Raw genomic sequence first — 20,064 nt, 5'->3', positions numbered from 1 at the left:
CTCTTCCCTCTTTCACGCGCGGGACCGGACAAGGCAGGGGTTGTGCGCTCATGCCGCCGCCTTGACGCGCCGCCACCAGGCGATCCGCTCATCGCGCGTCGCATTGGCGAGCCGCAGCAACAGATCGCCGTGGCACGGCCGCGGCGCGCAGAAGCAGACGAGATCGCAACCCCGGAACTCGTCCAGGGCGCGCAAGAGCTGATATTGATCCGCAAGCCAGAGCTCGTATTTTGCAATCACTGCTGCGCGATCGCCGTCGGGACCGATCCGAAACGGATTGCCCCACTTGCTGCCGCGCCCGATATAGACCGCGCCCTCGGGCACGCCTGCTTGATGTTTGTTGAGAACCCTGCACATCGACAGCGCCTTTCGATCTCCGTTGCGGTGAGCGGTCTGCAGGACGGGGTTCAGGCGCGAGGGTCACCAATCGCGTCTCGCGATGGGGAACGGCTTGCCCGTTGACCGCAGGGCCGCCGCGTCCAGCAGGTCCGCGACCGATACGGAGATCGCGAATGCGAGATGCGGCAGGGTCTGCAGATGCGACACGCGCGATTGCTACGCCGTCAGGCTGAGCGCGCGCGGACCTCGTCAATCCGGTTCACCGCCGCCGGCGAGAATCGCCTCCGCCTTGGCAATCGCTGACTGCGCGCGCTCGAGCCAGAAGGCGCGGTCGAGTTGCTCGGTGTCGCTTTGGCTCGCGAGAACCTTGACGAGGCCGAGCAGCACCTCAAGGTGCAACGCGATGCGCTGCGGCGTCCCGACATAATGAGAGGGAATCGGCTGTGCGGCCCCGCTGTAGGCGACATTCTCGCCAGACCAGATGCCCGTCACATAGGTCTCGCCGGCGGACTCGTAGTCGCGTTTTGCGGTAGACCAATCGTCGTCGTCGATGGCGCGGCGGCAAGCCTCATCCATGGTCGCGGCCTTATAGGTCTGGTGGCGATAGACCGGCAGGCGATAGGTCGTCTCGATCGTGAAAACAGGCATGGGTTGGCCCTTCCTTTGGGTGTTGCAAACACCCTCGGGCGGCCGCGTCTCCGGCCCGACGGGTCAAGGGCCGCGGAACGCGGGCGAAGCTCCCCTTGACGCGACGGACGGGCATGCGGCAGGGAACCGCGCTCAACTCTCGACCTTCGCCTTCTTGCTCGCTGTTGCCCGTCTCACGCGGCGCAAAGGTCTTCGTTCCAATCGTCGGCACGCGGCCGGGATCGCGCAAAACGGGATCCGGTTTCCTCCGCGATGGACAGAATTCGCCCGGCATACACCTCGCCCTGCCGATTGTTGTCGGTCGCGGCCACCAGCAGGACGTTGGCGCGTCTGGCCAAGGCCCGGATTGCGTCCTCCGTCGCCGGAGCCCATCCGCCTCCCGTGCTGACGTAGAGCGTGTCATTACGCAGTTCTTCGAGCGCAGCAAGGCTCATGGCGTCGACCGCCGCTTCGGTCACGCAGACGCGTGCGCAATCGGAAGCACCGAGGCGAAACAGCTCCTTGGCGCCGCCGGTCGCAAAGCCGCGCCAGCTCGGGCCGCGCTCTTCCCAGCCGGTGACGGTGTCGCTGGAATCTGTGTGCGCCGCCCACATGCTGCCATGCGGACCTTCCCGAAGCCGGCCATGGGCAACAATACCGGCGATGATGCGATGAGGGATGTGCCGTTCGTCGGTCAGATAACGCCAGGTCGGGGAGCCGGGCCGAGGTCCAAAGCGATGTCGCCAACGGACCGCGATGGACCCAATCGCCTTCGGCTTGGCAGGACGCTGCCAGACCGGCGCGCTTGGGATGAAGCCGACGACATCAGCTACACGATCGTACGCGTCGGTGAAGCCGCCAGCACCGAGGTGCTCGGCGAGCGAAAACACGTCCCCTTTTGCGGTCGACAGCGGATCGAACCAGCCGCGGCCGTCATGGATGACAATCACGATTCTGCTGTCGCGTCGATATTTGATCGAGCGGCGGGTGCTTTCCTTGATGTCGACTTTCCAGCCTTCTTTTTCGAGCAGGGCCGCACAGCCGACCTTTTCGCGCAACCCTTCAATTTCTCTTTTGTCCATCTTCCTTCACCGGCCTCGCCGCAGGCGGCGGCCGGCCCTTTCCTCGGTTGGTCTCGCTTGTTCCAAGCCTTGCGGAACATCCCCGACCGGCCGCGAAGCCTGCCGGATGCAAGGGCGCGTTGACAGGCCATCAATCGGCGGATCACGAGCGCGGCGAAGCTTCCCTTGCAGCCGGCAAGGTGCCAGCGGCAGCCGGTCACCCGGCTCAATGAGCCGGGGACCAGGAGTCGTATTCATGAACGATGGCGTTCTCTTCGCCATCGTATTCGCTGGAGACCATGACGCCGAATTCGTCATCAACCTCAAAGAGGACGACCGGCACCATCAGTGTGCGGGCCAGATCGAAGGCATGATTCTGTGCGAGGGTGAGATTGTGCGACATCGTGAGGCTCCCGTCTTGTGGCGGGGACCATCCCCGCTCGACAGGCGCCGACGTGTTCATGGGAGGCCGCGGTCACCTCGCAGGCGAAGCCGAAGAGGTCGCACGCTTGCGTAGCGAACCCCTTGCGGGTTGATCGTGGAAGGCCGCGCTTGAACCAAGGAAAGCCCATTCGAGAGCGGGGTTGGTCCTTTCCCGGAAGCCGGGCCTTGCCGAACCGCACATCTTTCATCCGCGGGTCCATGCCGTCGTGATCAACACGCAAGAACAAGTGCTCCTCTTTCGTTGAACCGGTGAAGACAGGTGGTGACGGATGCGGGCTAACGTCGGTGACGTTGACAAGCGCAGATTCATCGACGGCGCGGTGCCCGCAGAGCTGGCTTGAATCGGCAAACTGGTCCTCGCAGCGACCGTGACGCAAGGCGTGATCGAGCAGCGAGAGTTGGTATTTACGTGGATTGGTGCGGCAAGTGGCTGCGTTCGGCGAGGTCAAAGAAGCGAGTGAATTCGCCTTGAAATGTCATAGCCACCGTGCCCGTCGGACCGTGCCGCTGCTTTGCGATAATGACCTCCGCTTTGCCGCGAGCGTCCCTCATGTCAGAATCCCAAGTGAGGTGCTCTTCGGTGCCCGGCCTGGGCTCTTTGTTCTTGAGATAATACTCTTCGCGATAGACGAACATGACGACGTCGGCGTCTTGTTCGATCGAGCCTGACTCGCGCAAATCCGAGAGTTGCGGCCGCTTTTCGTCGCGGTTTTCGACCCCGCGCGAGAGCTGGGACAGCGCAACGACCGGGACGTTGAGCTCCTTGGCCAGCGCTTTCAACCCGGTCGTGATCTCGGTGATTTCCTGAACTCGATTCTGCGCAGCGCGCTGGGATTTACCCTGCATGAGCTGAATATAGTCGACGACAATGAGGTGTAGGCCTCGCTGTCGTTTCAGACGGCGCGCGCGGGCCGCGACCTGGGCAATGGAGAGCGCGCCTGTCTGGTCGATGAAGAGCGGCAGCCGCCGCATTTTCTGGCGGCAGTCGAGGAGTCTACCGAAATCGGTCTCGCCAATGTCGCCACGCCTGATGCTGGAGGAGGGGACTTCCGCCTGTTCGGAGAGCACGCGCGTGGCAAGCTGTTCCGACAACATTTCCAGTGAGAAGAAGGCGACGATGCCCCGGCGACGGGCCGTGGCGAGCCGTCGACCTGTTCTGTCGCGTCGTAGGCGCTTGCGACGTTGAACGCTATATTCGTGGCGAGTGACGTCTTCCCCATGCCTGGTCTGCCGGCGATGATGATGAGGTCCGTTGGTTGAAGACCGCCCATTTTGGCATCAAGATCCTTGAGTCCGGTAGCAAGCCCCGAGAGCCTGCCATCGGACTGGTAAGCTTGCGCGGCCCTGTCAATGGCGTTGTCCAGCGCGGTCTCAAACGTCTCGAAGCCGCCGCCATAGCGTCCCGTTTCGGCGATTTCGTATCGAAGCTGTTCGGCATGCTGGATCTGATCTTGCGGAGCGCAATCGACAGCCGCGTCAAATGCGTCATTGAGCATGTCCTCGGCGATCTTGATCAACTCGCGTCGTACCGCGAGGTCGTAGACGGTTCGGCCGTAATCGGCCGCGTTGATGACGGTCGTCGCTTCCGCAGCCAGGCGGGCGAGATACTGCGCAACCGATAGTCCGGCAATATCGAGCGTTGCTGGAAGGAACGTCTTAAGGGTGATTGGATTGGCAATTTTGTTTGAGCGGATCAGCTCGCTAATCACCTCAAAGATGCCACCGTGCAGAGGCTCGAAGAAATGATTAGCCTTCAGGAAATCGGCAACGCGATGAAAGGCGTCGTTGTTGATCAGCATGGCGCCGAGCAGCGCTTGCTCAGCTTCGATGTTGTGCGGTGGCTCGCGATAGTGTGGAGCTTCCAACGGTTTCAGTTTGAATGCTGCTTCTGACACGTTTGTCCGTCCGCCGAGCCAATGTTGAAGTGCAGGACCTACTAACAACAAAGGACCATGCAGGGGATGGGCGACGAATCGCCCTCCAGTGGAGAAGTGTAGCGCCAACGAAGGCAAAACCAATCGATTCGCACCCTTCCAGATTAGAGCAGCCTTCGCGGCTATTGGGTCAAGCACCCGAACGCGTCAGGGATGGCCGCCCGCGAGGGGGAAGACCCGCATGCGGGGCTTCAGCGCAGCCGCCAGCCCGGCCCCCGAGGGGGGACGCCCAATTGCTCTCTCGACGAACCCGCAAACACGGATAATGGGGGCATGTGTAACAACTGTGAGCGGCACATCCTGTGGGTAAAATCGATGCAGGCGCCGGAGATCGGCAATGACCCAGACCTACGCATCGCTTACGGCAATAACCCTTGACGAATCGCAAGCGCAACGGCGTGGGGAAGGGACAATGCGGCAAGATTTCGCCGCGCGTTGTCGAGATGGAACTTCACACCCCGCGGTGTGACGTCGAGAAGTGATGCAATGTCTTGCATCGTTTTACCCTGGGATATCCATGCAAGGCACTGCCGTTCCCGCTGTGTCAGCGGTGTGCCCGTCTGATCGGCCAACGAGGCTCGTCCCATCCTCGCGCTCACATGCGCATGATAGGTAAGGCCGATCATTTGCAAGAGATCCTGGGAGGTCTCTACAAAACGGTCGAGTCCGAGGCTCCGGTCATCCACGGCCAGCGTGAACGCTGCGGATTGTCCATTGCCGCCGGGAATTCGAACCGTCAAACCTGTCCTGATCTTGAAACTGAGCGCATCGTCAAACAGACGGCGTTCTCTGGCGGACTTCGCAGATCGCGCAGCTCGCCCGTCCCATTGAAATACTCGGCATGGGGTTAGGGGCTTCTGCAGAACAGGGTCGATCTCATCGTATTGTTCATCGAAGTAGTGGTCGGTCCAGCTCTTCGGGTAGGACGAGATTAAGTTGGGGGCATCCGCCCGGCGCCCGAAATAAGCAAACCACCGGAATCCCAATGCATGCGCGGTCCGCTCCGCGACGCGACGGAAATCATCTTCGGTGCGCGCAGTGTGAAGACAATCGACAAATTCATGGCAGGCCCTTTGGACATCTTTCATTGCGCCTCTTAGCTAACTCTATGGTTTTCCCCTAACGCGACGTGACGCGGCTACGTCGACACTCGCGCCCTGCGTGTGCGCCGTCTACGGCGACCTTGCGGCAGCTTTTGGGCAGGCTGTTGTTCCCCACACCCTGTCGAAACTGACAGCTTCTAGCGGTGACCGCTCCTGATTTCGTGGATCTCGAACCTGTGATTCGCAGCTGGAGATCAAGAATGAATGTCGTCGCACTCACGCGTCCTGCGCTTTTGAGGAATTCCGCACTGGCGCTCGGGATGCACCGTCTGCGACGGCGCGTCTTTCGGGATCGGTTGGAATGGGAAGTCTCGGTGTCGGATGGACTCGAGGTCGATCAATACGATGCGCTGTCGCCGACCTATCTGTTGGGTATTGATAGGCAAGACGTTGTCGGTTGTGTCCGCCTACTGCCGACCACCGGGCGCAACATGCTGGCGGATACGTTTCCGGTCTTGTTGGACGGCCGGGCTGCGCCAACAAACCCCAGAATTTGGGAAAGCTCACGTTTCTGCGTTGATAAAACCGTGGAAGCCACAGCCGAGAATGGTTTGAGGGAAGCGACGTTCCAGCTGTTCGCGGCGATGATTGAATGGGGTCAGCAGCACGACCTCAAGGCGATCGCAACCGTCACCGATCTGCGAATGGAGCGAATCCTGCGCCGGGCGGGGTGGCATCTCGATCGCCTCGGCGCGCCTCGCCAGATCGGAACCACTAAAGCCGTCGCTGGGCTGTTGCCGGTCACCGATGATGCCCTCGGAGCAATCCGGACGGCAGGCAGTATTTCCAAACCAGTCATCGAAACTCCCTCGTCTTTCGCTTTCGCTGCCTAAGCGCAAGCGTCGATTTTATTCCTGATCGGAGGCTGAAGTGGATCCCGCCGCATTCGCTACCCTTGTTGAACGATGTGCATCGCCTGCCATGGCCGCGCCTTTGACCGCGATCGTACAACAAGCGAGTTCGTTCGAGCCCTTCCTGATCACCCTCGGCGAGCGCAAGCCGATCCGCCTTCAGGCGACCGACCGAAATGAGGCGATCCAGCTTGCGACGGAAGCGGCGGCGACCGGCAAGCCCGTTCGAATTGGCCTTGGTCAACTCGATCGCGAAGAGATGAAGCTGGCAGGGCTGACGATAGCCACGACGTTCGACGCTTGCCAACATGTGGCAGGCCTCGGCCGATTGTTTCAGGTCCGATTTCAAACGGCGATTGCGGACCGAGGCGATCCCCACAAAGCGACGCCGGGCGCTATCAAGAGTTTTGCGATGAAAGACAAGCCCACCATGCCCCAGGGGTCACGCGCGCCCTCGCCACCTCCCGCCGACGAACCCGCTGCGAATTTTTCCTCCAGTGCCGATCTCGCCAGGGAGCGTCCAAGCTGGGACGTCTATCGCGCAGGTCTCGGCACGTCAGCCTTTGTCTATGGGCGATGAGGACGACTTGCTCGTTAAATCTCCAACCAAACGCGCGATCCGGCCTGGTCCGGCCGCAACTCTCATAGGAAGCCTTCACATGCCCTCTCGCCTCAAGCAATCCGCAGCACTTCTTTGCATCGGTCTCGTTGTCAGCATCGGACTGGCCGAACCGGCGCTGGCGCAGACCGCGAATATCGAGGGCGTGCTGCAGAACATCGTTACCATGTTGACCGGCAACGTCGCGCGGCTGCTGGCGACACTGGCGGTCATCATCGTCGGCATCGCCTGGATGTTTGGTTATCTCGATCTGCGCAAGGCCGCCTACGTCGTGCTCGGCGTCGCCATCACGTTCGGCGCCTCCGAGGTGGTCTCAACCTTGACCGGGGGCCACTGATGATCGTGGTCAACCCATGACTGAACCAACGCGTCTCACCGAGGACACTTTATTCCTAGCCTGCACGCGACCGGCCATGATCGCCGGCGTCACGATGGAGGCGATGGCGCTGAATGTGATGTTCTCCTGCATCCTGTTCCTGGTGGCCGGGAGCATTTTGTACGGCCTGGCCGCGCTTCCGATCCACGGCCTCTGTCGGATTATCTGCCGGCACGATCCCAATATGTTCCGGATTCTGCTGGCCTGGATCGAGACCCGGGGCCGCGCGCGCAACGCCCTGTTCTGGGGCGGATCGTCCTGCACGCCGCTGAAGCTAGTTCGGCGTTATCGAGCGAGAGATTTTGGTTATGCGTAATAAAGCGGCCAAAGCCCGCGAGATCGAGTCCGATATCTATTTGCCGTTCGGCCGGCACGTGACCGATACAGTCATCAGCCTCTCGACCCGCGCCTTGATCACGGTGATCCGGATCGACGGCATCTCGTTTGAGACGGCTGAGGCGGTCGACCTGAATGATCTTCATGCCAAACTCAACCTCACGCTACGCAATATCGCCGACGACCGGCTGGCGCTGTGGTCCTATCTGATACGTCGCCAGACATCGGATTACCCGAGCGGCACTTTCAGCTCGACATTTTCGGCAGCGCTGAATGCGCAATATCGCGAGCGGCTTCGGAGCGAAGCGCTGTTTCGCAACGACCTCTACCTCACGCTGGTATGGCATCCCGGCCGAGCGACGACGGACGCGGCAGCAGCGTTCTTCAAGCGGCTCGGTCGTGCCAGCGGGCGTTCCGTCGAGGTTGACAGCGAAGCCTTGAAACGGCTCGATGATGCCAAGCGCGACGTCGTCGCGGCACTCGAGCGTTACGGTGCGCGTGCCGTCGGTTTGATCGAGCGCGACGGCATCGTGTTTTCGGAAGCAATGGAACTACTCCACGCCGTCACATCCGGCGAGTGGATGCCAATGCCATTGCCACAAGGACCGATCGGGCCGTCGCTCTACTCGAATCGCATCATCTTCGGTCGTGAAGCCCTCGAAATACGCAGCGCAGGCGGATCGCGCTTCGCCGGTATGTTCGGGATCAAGGAGTATCCTGCGTCCACCCGGCCGGGTCTGCTGAACGCACTACTCTCAGCCCCCTTTGAACTGATCCTTACACAATCTTTTGCCTTTCTGTCGAAGGCCGACGCCAAGACGGTGCTAACGCGCAAGCAGAACCAGCTCGTCTCGACTCAGGATCCCGCGGCATCGCAGATCGACGAACTCTCGGACGCGCTTGACGATCTCGAATCCAACCGGTTTGCGCTCGGCGACCATCACCTCTCGCTGTTCCTCTCGGCCGATACGCCTTCGCAGTTGCAGGGTCACATGAGCGTAGCGCGACGCGCGCTGGCCGATGCGGGCGCCGTGGTCGCCCGCGAAGATCTTGGGCTTGAGGCAGCCTATTGGGCGCAGCTTCCTGGACTATTCAAATACCGGGCCCGCGCGGGAGCGATCAGCTCACGCAATTTCGCAGCATTCTCCCCGTTCCACACCTATCCCGTCGGAAAGCCTGACGGCAACCATTGGGGCCCGGCGGTTGCGATGCTCAAGACCGCGTCCGGCTCGCCGTTCTACTTTTCGTTCCATCATGGCGACCTCGGCAACACTTTTATCTGCGGGCCATCGGGATCCGGCAAAACCGTCGTTCAGAATTTCCTGCTGTCGCAGGCCGAGCGGCTCGGCGCAACTTATGTATTCTTCGACAAGGACCGCGGCGCCGAGATTTTCATCCGGGCTGCCGGCGGCACTTATCTGACGCTCCGCAACGGCGTCCCAACCGGCTGTGCGCCGCTCAAGGCGCTGGAGCTCACACCAGCGAACCTCTCCTTCCTGGGCGAACTGGTCCGAAAGCTGGTCACACCCGAAAACCGCCCGCTGACCGTCACCGAGGAGGAGCGGGTCGATTCCGGGTTGCGCGCGCTTAACCAGCTCCGGCAGGAGGAGCGTTCGTTCGGCGCATTGCGCGCCTTTCTCGGTCAACAGGATCGGGAGGGGATTGGTGCCCGGCTCGAGCGATGGTGCCGCGGCGCTCCCTACGGCTGGGTGCTCGATGGCGACCAGGACGCCATCGGCCTCGACGCCCGTTCCATCGGCTTCGACATGACCGATCTGCTCGATCACCCGACGGTGCGCACGCCGCTGATGATGTATCTGTTCCATCGTGTCGAGCGCCTCATCGACGGCCGGCGTTTGATCATCGACATCGACGAATTCTGGAAGGCGCTCGGCGATGACGCCTTTCGCGATCTCGCCAACAACAAGCTCAAAACCATCCGCAAGCAGAACGGTGTCATGGTGTTCGGCACCCAATCCCCTCGGGATGCGCTGGCATCGCCGATTGCGCACACCATCGTCGAGCAATGTCCGACCCAGATTTTCCTGCCGAATGCGCGGGGAACGCGATCCGACTATGTCGACGGCTTCCACCTCACCGACACCGAGTTCCGTCTGATCAAGGAGGAACTCGCGCCCGAAAGCCACCGCTTTCTGGTCAAACAGGGTCACAACTCGGTGGTGGCGGAGCTCGATCTCGGCGGATTCGACGACGCGCTCGCGGTGCTTTCCGGACGCACCGAAACCGTCGAACTGCTCGATCGCATTCGGCAGGAGGTCGGCGACGATCCGGCCCAATGGCTGCCGGTATTTCACGCAGAGCGGAGGACAGTTCGATGATGGTTCAGCGTATGCCGACGATTTTCGCGTCCGTGTCGGTCGTGAGCCTCCTGATGGCCTCACCGGCAGGAGCGGAGATTGTGTTCGATCCCAACGTCTTTGCGCGGCAATTTGAGCAACTGACGGAACTGAAGAAGCAGGTCGATACGCTGACGTCGCAGCTCAAGGTCGCGCAGGACCAGTTGAACCAGGCCAAGCAGCTCTACGACAGTTTTAACAAACTGACCAACGCCAACGACATTGGCGCACTGTTGAATACGCCGCAGTTTCGTAAAGTTCTGCCGCAACAGTTTTCCGATATCGAAAAGCTGGTGGCGGGGCAGGGCAGCGGCAACTTCGCAAACTCAATCAATCAGTATCTCTCGCAAAACCGCGCATATGCGGGCAACAGCGGCAATTCATATTACCAGAGCGAGCTCGACCGGATTGCCCGGCAGACCGGCGCCAAGCACTCCATGGGCCAGGCAGTCTACGACACCGCTTCGCAGCGTATCGATGCACTCGAAGAACTGAGAACTCGCATCAGCTCGGCGACCGACGTCAAGGAGATCTTGGATCTGTCGGCGCGACTGCAGGCCGAACAGGCGCTCCTGCAGAATGACGTGCTGCGGATGCAGGGTCTGGCGATGATCCAGCAGGCTCGCGTGGACATGGATGGACAGCGGGAGCGGGAGAAACAGCGACAACTGGTCGATGAGATCAAGGCAGCCCTACAATGAGAAAGACGACTTTTATTCTACTGTTGCTCGCCGCGACAATCAGCCTCACGGGCTGCAACGAGGCCGACACCAGTCATCCACCGAAAACAGTCGGTTGGTTTTTCGAACATCGCGACGAGCTTGCGGTGGCTCTCAAGGCGTGCCGCGACAACCCGGGAGAACTCGCAAAGACGCCAAATTGCGTCAACGCCAATGAAGCCCGCAACAAGGTCACCGTCCAAGAAATGAAAGACGCCCTGAAATAAGGATCGCCGCGATGGCCGTTAACGTCTTCGACAGCTTCTTGAAAGAGTTCGAGCAACCGATCACGGCATTCGTGTCGACCTCGGTATCGAATCTCGCTTCCTACATCGATGGTCCGCTGCGCGCCGCCGTGATGCTCTACGTCATCCTTTACGGTTTCGCGGTGATGCGGGGCGCGATTTCTGAGCCAATCATGGAGTTTGCCTGGCGCGCAATGCGGATCGTGGTTGTGGTGCTGTTAGCGACGAACTCGAGCACGTTCCAACAGTACGTAACGGGATTGTTCTTCGACTCTTTGCCGAAGGAGATCGGCAATGCTTTGGCGGGGTCTGGACTGAATACCAGTTCCGGCGCTCCGTTCGATCAGCTTCTGTCCAAAGGGATTGACGTTGCTAACAAGATCTACGACCAGGCCGGCCTGACCAACATCGCACCCGCACTGATTGCTGCCATTCTCCTGGTCTTTGTGGCCGTCGGTTCGTTCCTGCAATTCGCCATTCTGCTCTACGCCAAAGTGGGTCTCGGGGTCGTGATCGCGCTCGGCCCGGTATTCATTGCGCTGGGACTATTTGAGGCGACCCGCCCGTTTACAGAGGCCTGGCTCCGACAGGTCGCGAACTTCGTGATCCTATTGGTGCTGGTGGTCGCCCTCGTCGGGCTGATGTTAACCACCGTCAGCGGCTTCATCGACAGGTTTGCGGCAAACGCCGGAACAGCCGGCGAGATGGTGGTGGCTGCGGTCGCTATCAGTGCGGTGCTCGGTCTCTCCGGTTACATCGCGCTGCAGCTGCCGGTCATCGCTGGCGGTCTCGCCGGGGGTGGCGCGTCACTCGCAAGCCGGCTGGTGACGAGCCCGCTAATCGCCAATACCACGGCCGCAGCCGGCGGCGCCTATGCCGGCGCGCGCGGGGCGGCCAGTCGCGGTCTCGCGGCCATGCGGGCCAGCCGTCAGGGCGGCAGCATGCGGCGCACTCGATCGCAGGGGGCACCGGCCGCCTAGACGACCAAACGACATCGCCGGCATCCGACCAGGGAAATCAGGGGCATAAGAAGAATGTGGTACCGACTCTCAATTGTGTGTGTGATCGGGATGCAGCTTGGAGGCTGCGCGATCTGGTCCAAGGCACCACCCTCATGTGACGGTCTGGCCCGGCGGCCGCTCAATCGTTCGTTGTGGGACTGGGAAACCGGCACGCCTTTGGCCACGCCTGAGCCGCCTATCCCGCCATCCGCACCGATCATGCGCAAAGGCGATGCCAGCTCTAGTCCGCCTTCGACTTCAGCCGTCATGAGTTTCGCGCCAAGCCGCTTTGCCGACGCCAGCGCTTCTTATCGCCCCTGCGGCAAGGAGACATGAGATGGTTCGTCAGGATGATCTGAAAACCTATTTCGAGAATGCACGGCGATGGGAGCAGGATCTGTTGTTGTCCGCCCATCGCTCGCGGCGAGTAGCCTGGGTGATCGCAGCGGGTGCTTGTGCGCTGGCGGTCGCCTCTGTCGGCGCGGTCGCAGCGCTTGCACCGCTGAAAACCGTGGAGCCGTTCGTCATCCGGGTCGATAATGCCACCGGCATCGTCGAGACGGTCTCCGCGCTCAATTCCACATCGTCTCGATACGACGAGGCCGTCACCAAGTATTTCCTCGGGCGTTATGTTCGGGCGCGAGAGGGCTATAGCTACCCAGAGGCCGAAACCAACTTTCGCACCATATCGCTACTGTCGGGGCAGGGCGAACAGGCCCGTTTCGCGGCCTGGTATCGCGGCTCCAATCCCGAAAGCCCGCAGGTCGTGCAAGGCCGTTTCGGCATCGCCACGGTGCGCATCAAGGCGATTTCGCTGCTGGCCGACAACGTGGCGTCTGTTCGTTTCATGAAAGAGAGCCGCAAAGGTGAGGAAACTCGCGTGACCCATTGGGTCTCGACCCTGACGTTTTCTTATGCCAACGCGCCGATGTCATCCGCCGATCGCCTCGTCAACCCGCTCGGCTTTCTGGTTTCGGAATATCGCGCCGATCCGGAGGTCGTGCCATGAAACGTCTTGCTCTTTTGCTGATATTGGCACTCGGCATTACCGGTCGCGTTGAAGCCCTGCAGCAGCCGTCTCCGGGGCAACGCGATGCACGGGTGCGCACGGTAAACTACGACCCGGCCAACGTGGTTCGCCTAAACGGCGTGATTCGGGCCTCGACCCAGGTCGTATTCGCGGATGATGAGGAGGTGGCGCATGTCGCGATCGGCGACGCGGTCGCATGGGAAGTTGCCCCCGCGGGTTCGATCCTGTTCCTTAAACCGCGGGAAAGGCATTCGCCGACCAATCTGCAGGTCGTGACCACCCGCCCCGATGGGCGCAAGCGCTCGTATCAGTTCGAGTTGTCGATCGCCGAGACGACGCTGGCTGACAGCTACTTCGTGGTTCGCTTCGCCTATCCCGGGGACGATATCGAACGCCGGCGCATCGACGCCGCAGCCCGCGGCGCCGAGCGCGAAGGCGCCCTGATCGAGCAAACTTTCGACCTGCATCACGCCTATGGGGCGCGCAACTGGCGGTTTTCGGCGCAGGGCTCGATCGATCTCGAGCCGGAAGCCGTATTCGACGATGGCAAAGAGACCACATTCCGTTTTGCGGGCAACCGCGAAATTCCGGCGATCTACCTGATCAACTCGGACGGTTCTGAAAGTTTGGTACCCAAGGACGTTCGCGGCGAGCTCGTGGTCGTTCATGCCACCGCAAAAGAGTTCCGATTGCGCAAGGGGGACAACGTGCTCTGCATCTTCAACGAGGCCTTTGACGCGGTCGGTGTCAATCCAGGCACCAACACCACGAGCCCCTCGATCGAGCGGCGGGCGAAGAAGTCACCTTCATCCCCAAAGCCACGATAGGCGGCGCGATATGACCGAGCTTCAAAACGAGACGCTGCCCGATGACCGTGGCATTACTCCCGTGGGAACAGCAGACAAGGGTCGAACGGCGATGCTCAAACGCTGCTTCGGCGCGCTGGCGCTAACCGCGTTTGCGTTCCTGATCATCTGGGGGACCTGGAAAGGCGACAAGCCCGTCAGCGATTCCGCCCGCAAGCTCATGATCCGGCAGGCTGCGGCGTTCGAACCCGTCAAGGAAGCGCCGGCGGTGCCGACCATCACGGCGTCCATCCCGGTCGCGCCGGTCGCGGCCACGTCAACAGCACCTGTGCCCGCACCGGACCAAATGCTGGAGAGTGCGCGGCGCGCGCCAGTATTGGCCTATAATCGGCCGATTTCATCGGGACATGCCGCCCGCGACGGCGCTACCGGAAGCGTCGCAATCGATCCCTACGGTTTTGGGCGAGGCGAGCCGCGCAACGACCTTGCCGACAAGCTCAAGCCCACGCCGATCGAGGGGGTGCGCGCGGCACGGCTTCCAAATCGCAACCTGCTGGTCACACAGGGAACGTCGATCCCGTGCGTGCTGGAGACGGCGATGTCGTCGGACGTGGCGGGCTTCGTCTCGTGCGTCGTTATGCGAGACGTCATGTCGGATTCCGGCAACGTCGTGCTGATGGAAAAGGGCACCCAAGTGGTCGGCGAATATCGCGGCAATGTGAGGCGCGGCTCAAAACGCATGTTCGTGTTGTGGACCCGCGCCAAGACCCCGACTGGGGTGATCGCAGCTCTGGCCTCGCCCGCAACCGACGCGCTGGGCCGCGCCGGGTTCGACGGCGACCTCGACACCCATTTCTGGGAGCGGTTCGGTTCTGCACTGCTGCTGTCGATCGTCAGCGACGCATCCTCGATCGGGCGCCAGCAACTGCAGGACAGCTCAATCCAAGTCAACAATACGACGGGCGCCACCAACACCGCCGCCAGCATTGCCGTCGAGCAGTCCATCAACATCCCGCCGACGCTGAACAAGAACCAAGGCGAACTGGTCAATATCTTTGTCGCCCGCGACGTCGATTTCTCCTCCGTCTATCAATTGCGGCGGATCGAGAGCCGCACGCAGATCTTGGACCGCACCGTCCCCGGGGTCATCGTGGCCCCGGCTGTGGTAACAAAATGAGCGAGGTCACATCGATCGAACGCGATGGCGGCCGCCTCGTACTGGCGCGCTATCTTGAGCCGTTGGCGCCATATCTGGCGGATGACACCCTGACCGAAATCGTCGTCAACCGACCCGGCGAGATTTTCGTGGAAGGACCTGGCGGCTGGACCCGGCATGAAGCACCAGCACTCACCCATGCTTACCTTATGCATCTCGCGACCGCTGCCGCCGGCCATACGCGGCAGGACATCGGTCCGGAACACCCGGTGGTCTCGACCAGCTTGATCGGCGAAGAGCGCTGCCAGATCGTGGTGCCGCCAGCGGTGCCGGCCGGCATGGTCAGTCTCACGATCCGCAAGCCGTCGGTGCTGACAATGACACTGGACGCCTTTGAGCGAACAAAACTGTTCGATGAGGTCCGCGCCGCCAGTGACGACCTCACGGCCGACGAGCATCGCTTGCTCGCCCTGAAAGAAGCCGGTGCCTGGCGCGAGTTTCTAGAGCTTGCGGTCTCAACTCGTCGCAACATCATCATTTCCGGGGCGACTGGTTCGGGAAAGACTACGCTGTCGAAGGCATTGATCGCGGCGATCCCGGCGCATGAACGTCTGATTGCCATCGAGGACACCGCCGAGCTTGTCATCCCGCATCAAAATTGTGTGCGGCTGCTCTACGCCAAGGACGGGCAGGGTCTTGCGAAAGTCGGACCGCGCGAACTGCTGGGATCCTGCCTGCGGATGCGGCCCGACCGGATCCTGTTGCAGGAGCTGCGCGATGGGACCGCCTTCTTCTACCTGAGGAACGTGAATTCCGGACATCCGGGGTCGATCACGACGGTTCATGCCGACAGTGCCCGGCTCGCCTTCGAACAACTCACCTTATTGGTCAAGGAAAGCGCGGAGGGACGCGATCTGCATCGCGACGATATCCGCTCGCTGCTGCTGCTGCTGGTCGACGTCGTGGTCCAGATGCAAAAGCGCGATGGCCGCTACCGCATCACGGAAATCTATTATGACCCCGTTCGCAAACGCGACCACATCAGCTAAGGCGGCGTTCGGCAGCGCGCTCGCGCTTGCAGCCAGCGCGTTGTTCCTACTGGTCGCCTCCAACGTTCTGCTGCTCGGGTTGCGGCTGCATGACGGCGGATTCCACTGGTTGGAGATCGCCACGGGATGGCCGCGTTACGGCGCCGACCCGCGATTCGACCGCTGGCTGACGTTGGCAACGCTCGCCGGCGTCGTTGTGGTGTTCGGAATGCTCGGCGCTATCCTCCGTGAACGCCCGCTCCCTCTTCATGGCAGCGCGCGCTTTGCCTCAGAGCGGGAGATCAAGGCCGCGGGCTTGCGTTCCGCTGAAGGCATCCTGCTCGGACGCAAGGACGGTGCGCTGCTATGTTTCGGCGGCTCCGAACACGTCCTGGTTTACGCACCGACCCGCGCTGGCAAGGGCGTCGGCTATGTCATTCCGAACCTGCTCAATTGGCCGGATTCGGTTGTTGTGCTGGATGTGAAGAAGGAGAACTGGGATCGCTCAGCGGGATTCCGGGCGGCCCATGGTCAGGAGGTCCATCTGTTCGATCCGCTTGAGGAAAACGGTCGCACCGCTCGCTACAATCCTCTCGGTTATGTGCGCAGCGATCCGGCGGATCTCTATGACGATCTGCAGCGCATCGCTGTGATGTTGTTTCCGGCCGAAAGCCGCGGCGATCCGTTCTGGTTCGAGGCGGCTCGCTCGGCCTTCGTTGCAATCGGCGGCTATGTCGCGGAAACGCCGGGCTTGCCATTGACGATCGGCGAAATCCTGCACCAGCTGTCCGCGGCTCCCGACCTCAAGACGCATTTTGAGAAGATCATCGCCGTTCGCAAGTCCGGACCTTCGCCACTGTCGCGACACTGCATAACAGCCTTGAACGACTTCCTCGCCGCTTCCGAAAACACCATGAACTCGGTGCGCAAGACCGTCACCGCAAGGCTCGGTCTGTGGCTGAACCATCGCATCGATGCAGCCACATCTACCAACGATTTCGATTTGCGCCTCTTGCGGCAACGGCCGATGTCGATCTATCTCGGCGTGACGCCCGACAATCTCGACCGCATGGCGCCGCTTCTGAATCTGCTTTTTCAGCAGGTGGTCGATCTTAATACCCGCGAGCTGCCGGAACAGAACCCCAAACTCACTCGCAAGGTTTTGCTGCTGCTCGACGAATTTCCAGCGCTGGGCAATGTCAATGTGCTGGCGAAATCGGTCGCGTTCATCGCCGGATACGGCATCCGCCTGCTCACCGTGGTTCAGAGCCCGGCGCAGCTACGCGCAATCTATGGACTCGATGCGGCCCGCAACTTCATGACCAACCATGCCGTCGAGGTAGTGTTCGCGCCGAAGGAACAGGAGATCGCTAATGAGCTTTCGGAGCGCATCGGTTATGACACCGTGAAAGCGCGCAGCCGCAGCGGTCCAAAGGGACTTGCGATGCGCTCGACCAGCGAGACGATCTCAGAGCATCGTCGCGCGCTCATGCTTCCTCAAGAGCTCAAACTGCTCGCAAAATCCAAGGCCTTCATCCTCGGCACCGGCATTCCGCCCATCATTGCCGACAAGATTGTATACTACGAAGACAAGGCGTTCCTCACACGTCTACTACCGGCACCCGTCCCGGAGATGCCCAAGGGCCGTTCGAATGCGCTGCTTGACGCCGAAATCAAGGAGCTTCGCTCCGAGGTCGCCGAACTGCGCGCGGTATTTCGCACGCGGCCGATGACCGACGAGGAAGTGGCGGACCCCTCCACAATTCCCGCAAATGCCAGTTTCGATTTCGGCGATGTGGATGTGGATCTTGAAGGGCTGTCCGAGGACGACATGAAAGCCTGGACCTTGAATTACATCGACGCTCAGGCCCTCCCACTGGCGCGACGGCCAAGCCGGAAGCAGAATGGACGGCAACATGAACGGCACGCTTGACGGCGGCGAGGACTTTAGCCTCAAACGGCAGGATCGCGCCGGTCGCGATCCCAATGCAGACAAATCAGGCGAGGGTCGGGCGACGACGTCGGACAAATCACCCTCCGCGATGGTCGGTGGCGATGCGCTGCCCGATCGTATCCGGCGCAAATATTATGTGGTGACCAATGAGCCCGGAAAAGATCGGCCAGCCGGCGAGGCGCGGCTTTATGCCGACGAGCGCGGCGAGTATCTCGCTTTCAAGGTCACCGACGACCGCCTGGTCACGCGTCTGGCGGCGGCCGAAGTGATCCGCGACATGGTCAGCGTGGCGCAACATCGGCAATGGGATTCTCTCCAGGTCCGCGGCTCCGTGGAATTCCGGCGCGAGGCCTGGCTTGAAGCCGGCGCGCGCGGACTAGAGGTTCAGGGTTATCAGCCAACTGAGCTTGACCGACAGACCCTTGCTGATCGGCGAGAAGTCTGGGACCGGGCCCATTCGGGCACCCCGGAAGTCGAGGCTCGTTGGGCTTCCGATAAAGGAGAGCGCGCGGATAAGTTTGACTACGACAAGGGCATATCCGGACGCCTGATCGAGGTCGGTCAGGCACCTTACCGCAATCGTACCGATGCCGAAGCGACCACTTATGTTGCTCTCGAGCTCGACAATGGCCGCCAGCATCAAGTGTGGGGCGTGGGTCTTGAAAAGGCGACGGCCGACAGCAACGCGAAGCCCGGTGATCGCGTTCACGTGCGCCGGGACGGTGTCGAGCGCGTCACAAAAGAGATCAGGGTGATCGACGCCACCAGTGGGCATGCACATATCGAACAGCGTCAGATGCCGCGCAATCGTTGGCAGGTGACTGCTGAGAAATTTCGCGCGGCAGATCGGCAGACAGCCGCCCGTGAACCCGATCTGGTGACGGCGCAGTCGCAAATGGTTATCATCGAGAAAGCCTTGGAGCGCGCGTTTCCCAAGGATTTACGCGCGCGTCACAGCATCATGGAAGCGGCGAGGGAACGGATCGCACACCATCTTGGGCAAGGACACTCATTCGGCCGAGCAACCGTCATGGAACCAGCTCAGGACCGTCATCGATCGGAAGGCGATAAAGGTGATGCTCTGCAAGCCCGGAACGGCGAGCGCGTGAGAATTCAGCAACGAGAACGCTGATCGCGCCGACTTCTCCGTACTAATTGTTTCAGGTCTTACTCACTGCGTGAAATCCCAGGTTCAAATCCTGTCCCCGCTCGCGACACTCCCGCAGCGAAAGCTGCGGGAGTGTCGCGTTTCCGAGTCTTTCCAATGACTTGCGCTTCGATCCAGCCAAGGATCGTGCCCAATTCGCCGTGTAAGGTGGCGTCGATTTCGCCGCGGTTCGGGCCAGGGCGCAGCGTAATTTTCTCAACCAGCCCCCGGATTGCTTCCGCTGCCTCACCACGATCCTCGGGGTTGTTGAGCGCCTCCGCCAGTCGCTCGACCTTCATCCGATAGACACACGACACGTTCGGATGGATGTCCGGAATATCTGCCGGCACCTGCGCTAGAGTTTCCTTCAGCACGTCCTCGCGGGCCTCCAATTCGCGCATGCGATCGGTCATGCCGCGCGTGTGGCCGCCTCCTTCAATCACACTCAGCATTTGCTTCAAGGTGCGCTGGATCTTCGCCAACTCCGAGCGGTGACCCTCGCCACTAGCGCGGCGTTCGCGGTTAAGCCCGTTCGTCTCCTCCGCGTAAGCGCGTATTGCCTCAGCTGCCATCTGCGGCGCCATCATCCGGTCCTGGAGCCGGCGAGCACGCGCTGCTCAAGGTCAGCCTGTGCGATCGTGCGGCTGTTCGTGCAGGAGCCGTTGGTAACACGGGCCGCACAGGCATAGCGGTCCTGGCCGCGCAGCGAGTAGGGGCCGCCGCAAACGCCGCAATAGATCAACCCGGAAAACAGCGACTTCGGTCGGTGCAAGCCGTTCAGCCGGTTCGACTGTGCCTCACGCACCGTCTCGACGACATTGACATATTTGTCGGCGATCTCGCTCTGACGCGCTTTCACCGCCTGCCAGAGTTTGTCGTCGATAATCCTGAGTTCCAGAACCTCGGTGACGATCCACTCCGATTTTGATGA

The 20,064-nt window shown here is 61.2% G+C and carries 21 protein-coding genes and 1 pseudogene; 14 read left to right on the top strand and 8 right to left on the bottom strand.

Going from position 1 to position 20,064, the window contains the following annotated elements; all coding sequences use genetic code 11:
• Positions 1–48: 48 nt before the first annotated feature.
• The 6 genes and pseudogenes from HL671_RS29140 to HL671_RS29115 form a co-directional block, all read right to left on the bottom strand.
• On the bottom strand, positions 49–357 hold the full coding sequence (locus HL671_RS29140) for a DUF4326 domain-containing protein (RefSeq protein WP_172241027.1): 309 nt from the start codon (positions 355–357) through the stop codon (positions 49–51).
• 231 nt (positions 358–588) lie between these two features.
• Positions 589–987 carry a hypothetical protein gene (locus HL671_RS29135; protein WP_172241024.1) on the bottom strand — a complete coding sequence of 133 codons (399 nt, stop codon included), beginning with the start codon at positions 985–987 and terminating at the stop codon, positions 589–591.
• A 173-nt stretch (positions 988–1,160) separates the two neighbouring features.
• The gene (locus tag HL671_RS29130) at positions 1,161–2,048 is read right to left on the bottom strand and encodes a DUF3991 and toprim domain-containing protein (RefSeq protein WP_172241021.1); all 888 of its coding nucleotides are present in this window, start codon (positions 2,046–2,048) and stop codon (positions 1,161–1,163) included.
• 205 nt (positions 2,049–2,253) lie between these two features.
• Positions 2,254–2,430 (bottom strand): hypothetical protein, encoded by a 177-nt coding sequence (locus HL671_RS29125; RefSeq protein ID WP_172241018.1) that lies wholly within the window; start codon positions 2,428–2,430, stop codon positions 2,254–2,256.
• 446 nt (positions 2,431–2,876) lie between these two features.
• Positions 2,877–4,366, bottom strand: a pseudogene (locus tag HL671_RS29120) (replicative DNA helicase).
• A 398-nt stretch (positions 4,367–4,764) separates the two neighbouring features.
• The gene (locus HL671_RS29115) at positions 4,765–5,493 is read right to left on the bottom strand and encodes an autoinducer binding domain-containing protein (protein ID WP_172241015.1); all 729 of its coding nucleotides are present in this window, start codon (positions 5,491–5,493) and stop codon (positions 4,765–4,767) included.
• A 215-nt stretch (positions 5,494–5,708) separates the two neighbouring features.
• Between HL671_RS29115 and HL671_RS29110 the strand changes: the two genes are divergently transcribed.
• The 14 genes from HL671_RS29110 to HL671_RS29045 all read left to right on the top strand — a co-directional run bounded on the left by HL671_RS29110 (position 5,709) and on the right by HL671_RS29045 (position 19,118).
• Positions 5,709–6,341 (top strand): acyl-homoserine-lactone synthase, encoded by a 633-nt coding sequence (locus HL671_RS29110; protein WP_172241012.1) that lies wholly within the window; start codon positions 5,709–5,711, stop codon positions 6,339–6,341.
• Positions 6,342–6,378: 37 nt separating this feature from the next.
• Positions 6,379–6,939, top strand: coding sequence for a lysozyme family protein (locus tag HL671_RS29105; protein ID WP_172241009.1), 561 nt, complete (start codon positions 6,379–6,381; stop codon positions 6,937–6,939).
• A 79-nt stretch (positions 6,940–7,018) separates the two neighbouring features.
• A complete protein-coding gene (locus tag HL671_RS29100) occupies positions 7,019–7,315 on the top strand; it encodes a TrbC/VirB2 family protein (RefSeq protein ID WP_172241006.1) in 297 nt (98 codons plus the stop codon).
• Positions 7,316–7,331: 16 nt separating this feature from the next.
• Positions 7,332–7,670: a VirB3 family type IV secretion system protein gene (locus HL671_RS29095; protein WP_172241003.1), complete on the top strand. Its 339-nt coding sequence runs from the start codon at positions 7,332–7,334 to the stop codon at positions 7,668–7,670.
• Positions 7,663–10,029 (top strand): VirB4 family type IV secretion/conjugal transfer ATPase, encoded by a 2,367-nt coding sequence (locus HL671_RS29090; RefSeq protein ID WP_172241000.1) that lies wholly within the window; start codon positions 7,663–7,665, stop codon positions 10,027–10,029. Before HL671_RS29095 ends, HL671_RS29090 begins: the two co-directional genes overlap by 8 nt.
• The gene (virB5, locus tag HL671_RS29085; RefSeq protein WP_172240997.1) at positions 10,026–10,748 is read left to right on the top strand and encodes a P-type DNA transfer protein VirB5; all 723 of its coding nucleotides are present in this window, start codon (positions 10,026–10,028) and stop codon (positions 10,746–10,748) included. Before HL671_RS29090 ends, virB5 begins: the two co-directional genes overlap by 4 nt.
• A complete protein-coding gene (locus HL671_RS29080; protein ID WP_021078665.1) occupies positions 10,745–10,993 on the top strand; it encodes an EexN family lipoprotein in 249 nt (82 codons plus the stop codon). The genes virB5 and HL671_RS29080 overlap by 4 nt, the downstream gene beginning before the upstream one ends.
• An 11-nt stretch (positions 10,994–11,004) precedes the next feature.
• Positions 11,005–11,991 carry a TrbL/VirB6 family protein gene (locus HL671_RS29075; RefSeq protein WP_021078666.1) on the top strand — a complete coding sequence of 329 codons (987 nt, stop codon included), beginning with the start codon at positions 11,005–11,007 and terminating at the stop codon, positions 11,989–11,991.
• A 358-nt stretch (positions 11,992–12,349) separates the two neighbouring features.
• Positions 12,350–13,021, top strand: coding sequence for a VirB8 family type IV secretion system protein (locus HL671_RS29070; protein ID WP_172240994.1), 672 nt, complete (start codon positions 12,350–12,352; stop codon positions 13,019–13,021).
• Positions 13,018–13,869: a P-type conjugative transfer protein VirB9 gene (gene virB9, locus HL671_RS29065; RefSeq protein WP_172240991.1), complete on the top strand. Its 852-nt coding sequence runs from the start codon at positions 13,018–13,020 to the stop codon at positions 13,867–13,869. Before HL671_RS29070 ends, virB9 begins: the two co-directional genes overlap by 4 nt.
• A gap of 10 nt (positions 13,870–13,879) precedes the next feature.
• The gene (virB10, locus tag HL671_RS29060; protein WP_172240988.1) at positions 13,880–15,025 is read left to right on the top strand and encodes a type IV secretion system protein VirB10; all 1,146 of its coding nucleotides are present in this window, start codon (positions 13,880–13,882) and stop codon (positions 15,023–15,025) included.
• The gene (virB11, locus tag HL671_RS29055) at positions 15,022–16,053 is read left to right on the top strand and encodes a P-type DNA transfer ATPase VirB11 (protein WP_172240985.1); all 1,032 of its coding nucleotides are present in this window, start codon (positions 15,022–15,024) and stop codon (positions 16,051–16,053) included. Before virB10 ends, virB11 begins: the two co-directional genes overlap by 4 nt.
• Positions 16,019–17,965 (top strand): type IV secretory system conjugative DNA transfer family protein, encoded by a 1,947-nt coding sequence (locus HL671_RS29050; protein WP_172240982.1) that lies wholly within the window; start codon positions 16,019–16,021, stop codon positions 17,963–17,965. Before virB11 ends, HL671_RS29050 begins: the two co-directional genes overlap by 35 nt.
• Positions 17,949–19,118 carry an LPD7 domain-containing protein gene (locus HL671_RS29045; protein WP_035651161.1) on the top strand — a complete coding sequence of 390 codons (1,170 nt, stop codon included), beginning with the start codon at positions 17,949–17,951 and terminating at the stop codon, positions 19,116–19,118. The genes HL671_RS29050 and HL671_RS29045 overlap by 17 nt, the downstream gene beginning before the upstream one ends.
• A 35-nt stretch (positions 19,119–19,153) precedes the next feature.
• Here HL671_RS29045 and HL671_RS38075 read toward each other — a convergent pair whose 3' ends face one another.
• Together HL671_RS38075 and HL671_RS39020 are read right to left on the bottom strand one after the other, a co-directional pair.
• The gene (locus HL671_RS38075) at positions 19,154–19,717 is read right to left on the bottom strand and encodes a hypothetical protein (RefSeq protein WP_021078673.1); all 564 of its coding nucleotides are present in this window, start codon (positions 19,715–19,717) and stop codon (positions 19,154–19,156) included.
• Positions 19,717–19,992, bottom strand: a complete 276-nt coding sequence (locus tag HL671_RS39020) for a recombinase zinc beta ribbon domain-containing protein (protein ID WP_021078674.1) — start codon at positions 19,990–19,992, stop codon at positions 19,717–19,719. Before HL671_RS39020 ends, HL671_RS38075 begins: the two co-directional genes overlap by 1 nt.
• Positions 19,993–20,064: the final 72 nt, after the last annotated feature.

Origin of the sequence: Bradyrhizobium denitrificans, from assembly GCF_013179005.1 — a bacterium.
Taxonomy (GTDB): domain Bacteria; phylum Pseudomonadota; class Alphaproteobacteria; order Rhizobiales; family Xanthobacteraceae; genus Bradyrhizobium; species Bradyrhizobium denitrificans.
This window is presented reverse-complemented; position numbering and strand designations above follow the sequence as displayed.

What these genes read in the sequence shown, in the direction of transcription:
- HL671_RS29140 (WP_172241027.1), bottom strand. Translation starts at nt 357, where the DNA reads ATGTGCAGGGTTCTCAACAAACATCAAGCAGGCGTGCCCGAGGGCGCG.
- HL671_RS29135 (WP_172241024.1), bottom strand. Translation starts at nt 987, where the DNA reads ATGCCTGTTTTCACGATCGAGACGACCTATCGCCTGCCGGTCTATCGC.
- HL671_RS29130 (WP_172241021.1), bottom strand. Translation starts at nt 2,048, where the DNA reads ATGGACAAAAGAGAAATTGAAGGGTTGCGCGAAAAGGTCGGCTGTGCG.
- HL671_RS29125 (WP_172241018.1), bottom strand. Translation starts at nt 2,430, where the DNA reads ATGTCGCACAATCTCACCCTCGCACAGAATCATGCCTTCGATCTGGCC.
- HL671_RS29115 (WP_172241015.1), bottom strand. Translation starts at nt 5,493, where the DNA reads ATGAAAGATGTCCAAAGGGCCTGCCATGAATTTGTCGATTGTCTTCAC.
- HL671_RS29110 (WP_172241012.1), top strand. Translation starts at nt 5,709, where the DNA reads ATGAATGTCGTCGCACTCACGCGTCCTGCGCTTTTGAGGAATTCCGCA.
- HL671_RS29100 (WP_172241006.1), top strand. Translation starts at nt 7,019, where the DNA reads ATGCCCTCTCGCCTCAAGCAATCCGCAGCACTTCTTTGCATCGGTCTC.
- HL671_RS29095 (WP_172241003.1), top strand. Translation starts at nt 7,332, where the DNA reads ATGACTGAACCAACGCGTCTCACCGAGGACACTTTATTCCTAGCCTGC.
- HL671_RS29090 (WP_172241000.1), top strand. Translation starts at nt 7,663, where the DNA reads ATGCGTAATAAAGCGGCCAAAGCCCGCGAGATCGAGTCCGATATCTAT.
- virB5 (WP_172240997.1), top strand. Translation starts at nt 10,026, where the DNA reads ATGATGGTTCAGCGTATGCCGACGATTTTCGCGTCCGTGTCGGTCGTG.
- HL671_RS29080 (WP_021078665.1), top strand. Translation starts at nt 10,745, where the DNA reads ATGAGAAAGACGACTTTTATTCTACTGTTGCTCGCCGCGACAATCAGC.
- HL671_RS29075 (WP_021078666.1), top strand. Translation starts at nt 11,005, where the DNA reads ATGGCCGTTAACGTCTTCGACAGCTTCTTGAAAGAGTTCGAGCAACCG.
- HL671_RS29070 (WP_172240994.1), top strand. Translation starts at nt 12,350, where the DNA reads ATGGTTCGTCAGGATGATCTGAAAACCTATTTCGAGAATGCACGGCGA.
- virB9 (WP_172240991.1), top strand. Translation starts at nt 13,018, where the DNA reads ATGAAACGTCTTGCTCTTTTGCTGATATTGGCACTCGGCATTACCGGT.
- virB10 (WP_172240988.1), top strand. Translation starts at nt 13,880, where the DNA reads ATGACCGAGCTTCAAAACGAGACGCTGCCCGATGACCGTGGCATTACT.
- virB11 (WP_172240985.1), top strand. Translation starts at nt 15,022, where the DNA reads ATGAGCGAGGTCACATCGATCGAACGCGATGGCGGCCGCCTCGTACTG.
- HL671_RS29050 (WP_172240982.1), top strand. Translation starts at nt 16,019, where the DNA reads ATGACCCCGTTCGCAAACGCGACCACATCAGCTAAGGCGGCGTTCGGC.
- HL671_RS29045 (WP_035651161.1), top strand. Translation starts at nt 17,949, where the DNA reads ATGAACGGCACGCTTGACGGCGGCGAGGACTTTAGCCTCAAACGGCAG.
- HL671_RS38075 (WP_021078673.1), bottom strand. Translation starts at nt 19,717, where the DNA reads ATGGCGCCGCAGATGGCAGCTGAGGCAATACGCGCTTACGCGGAGGAG.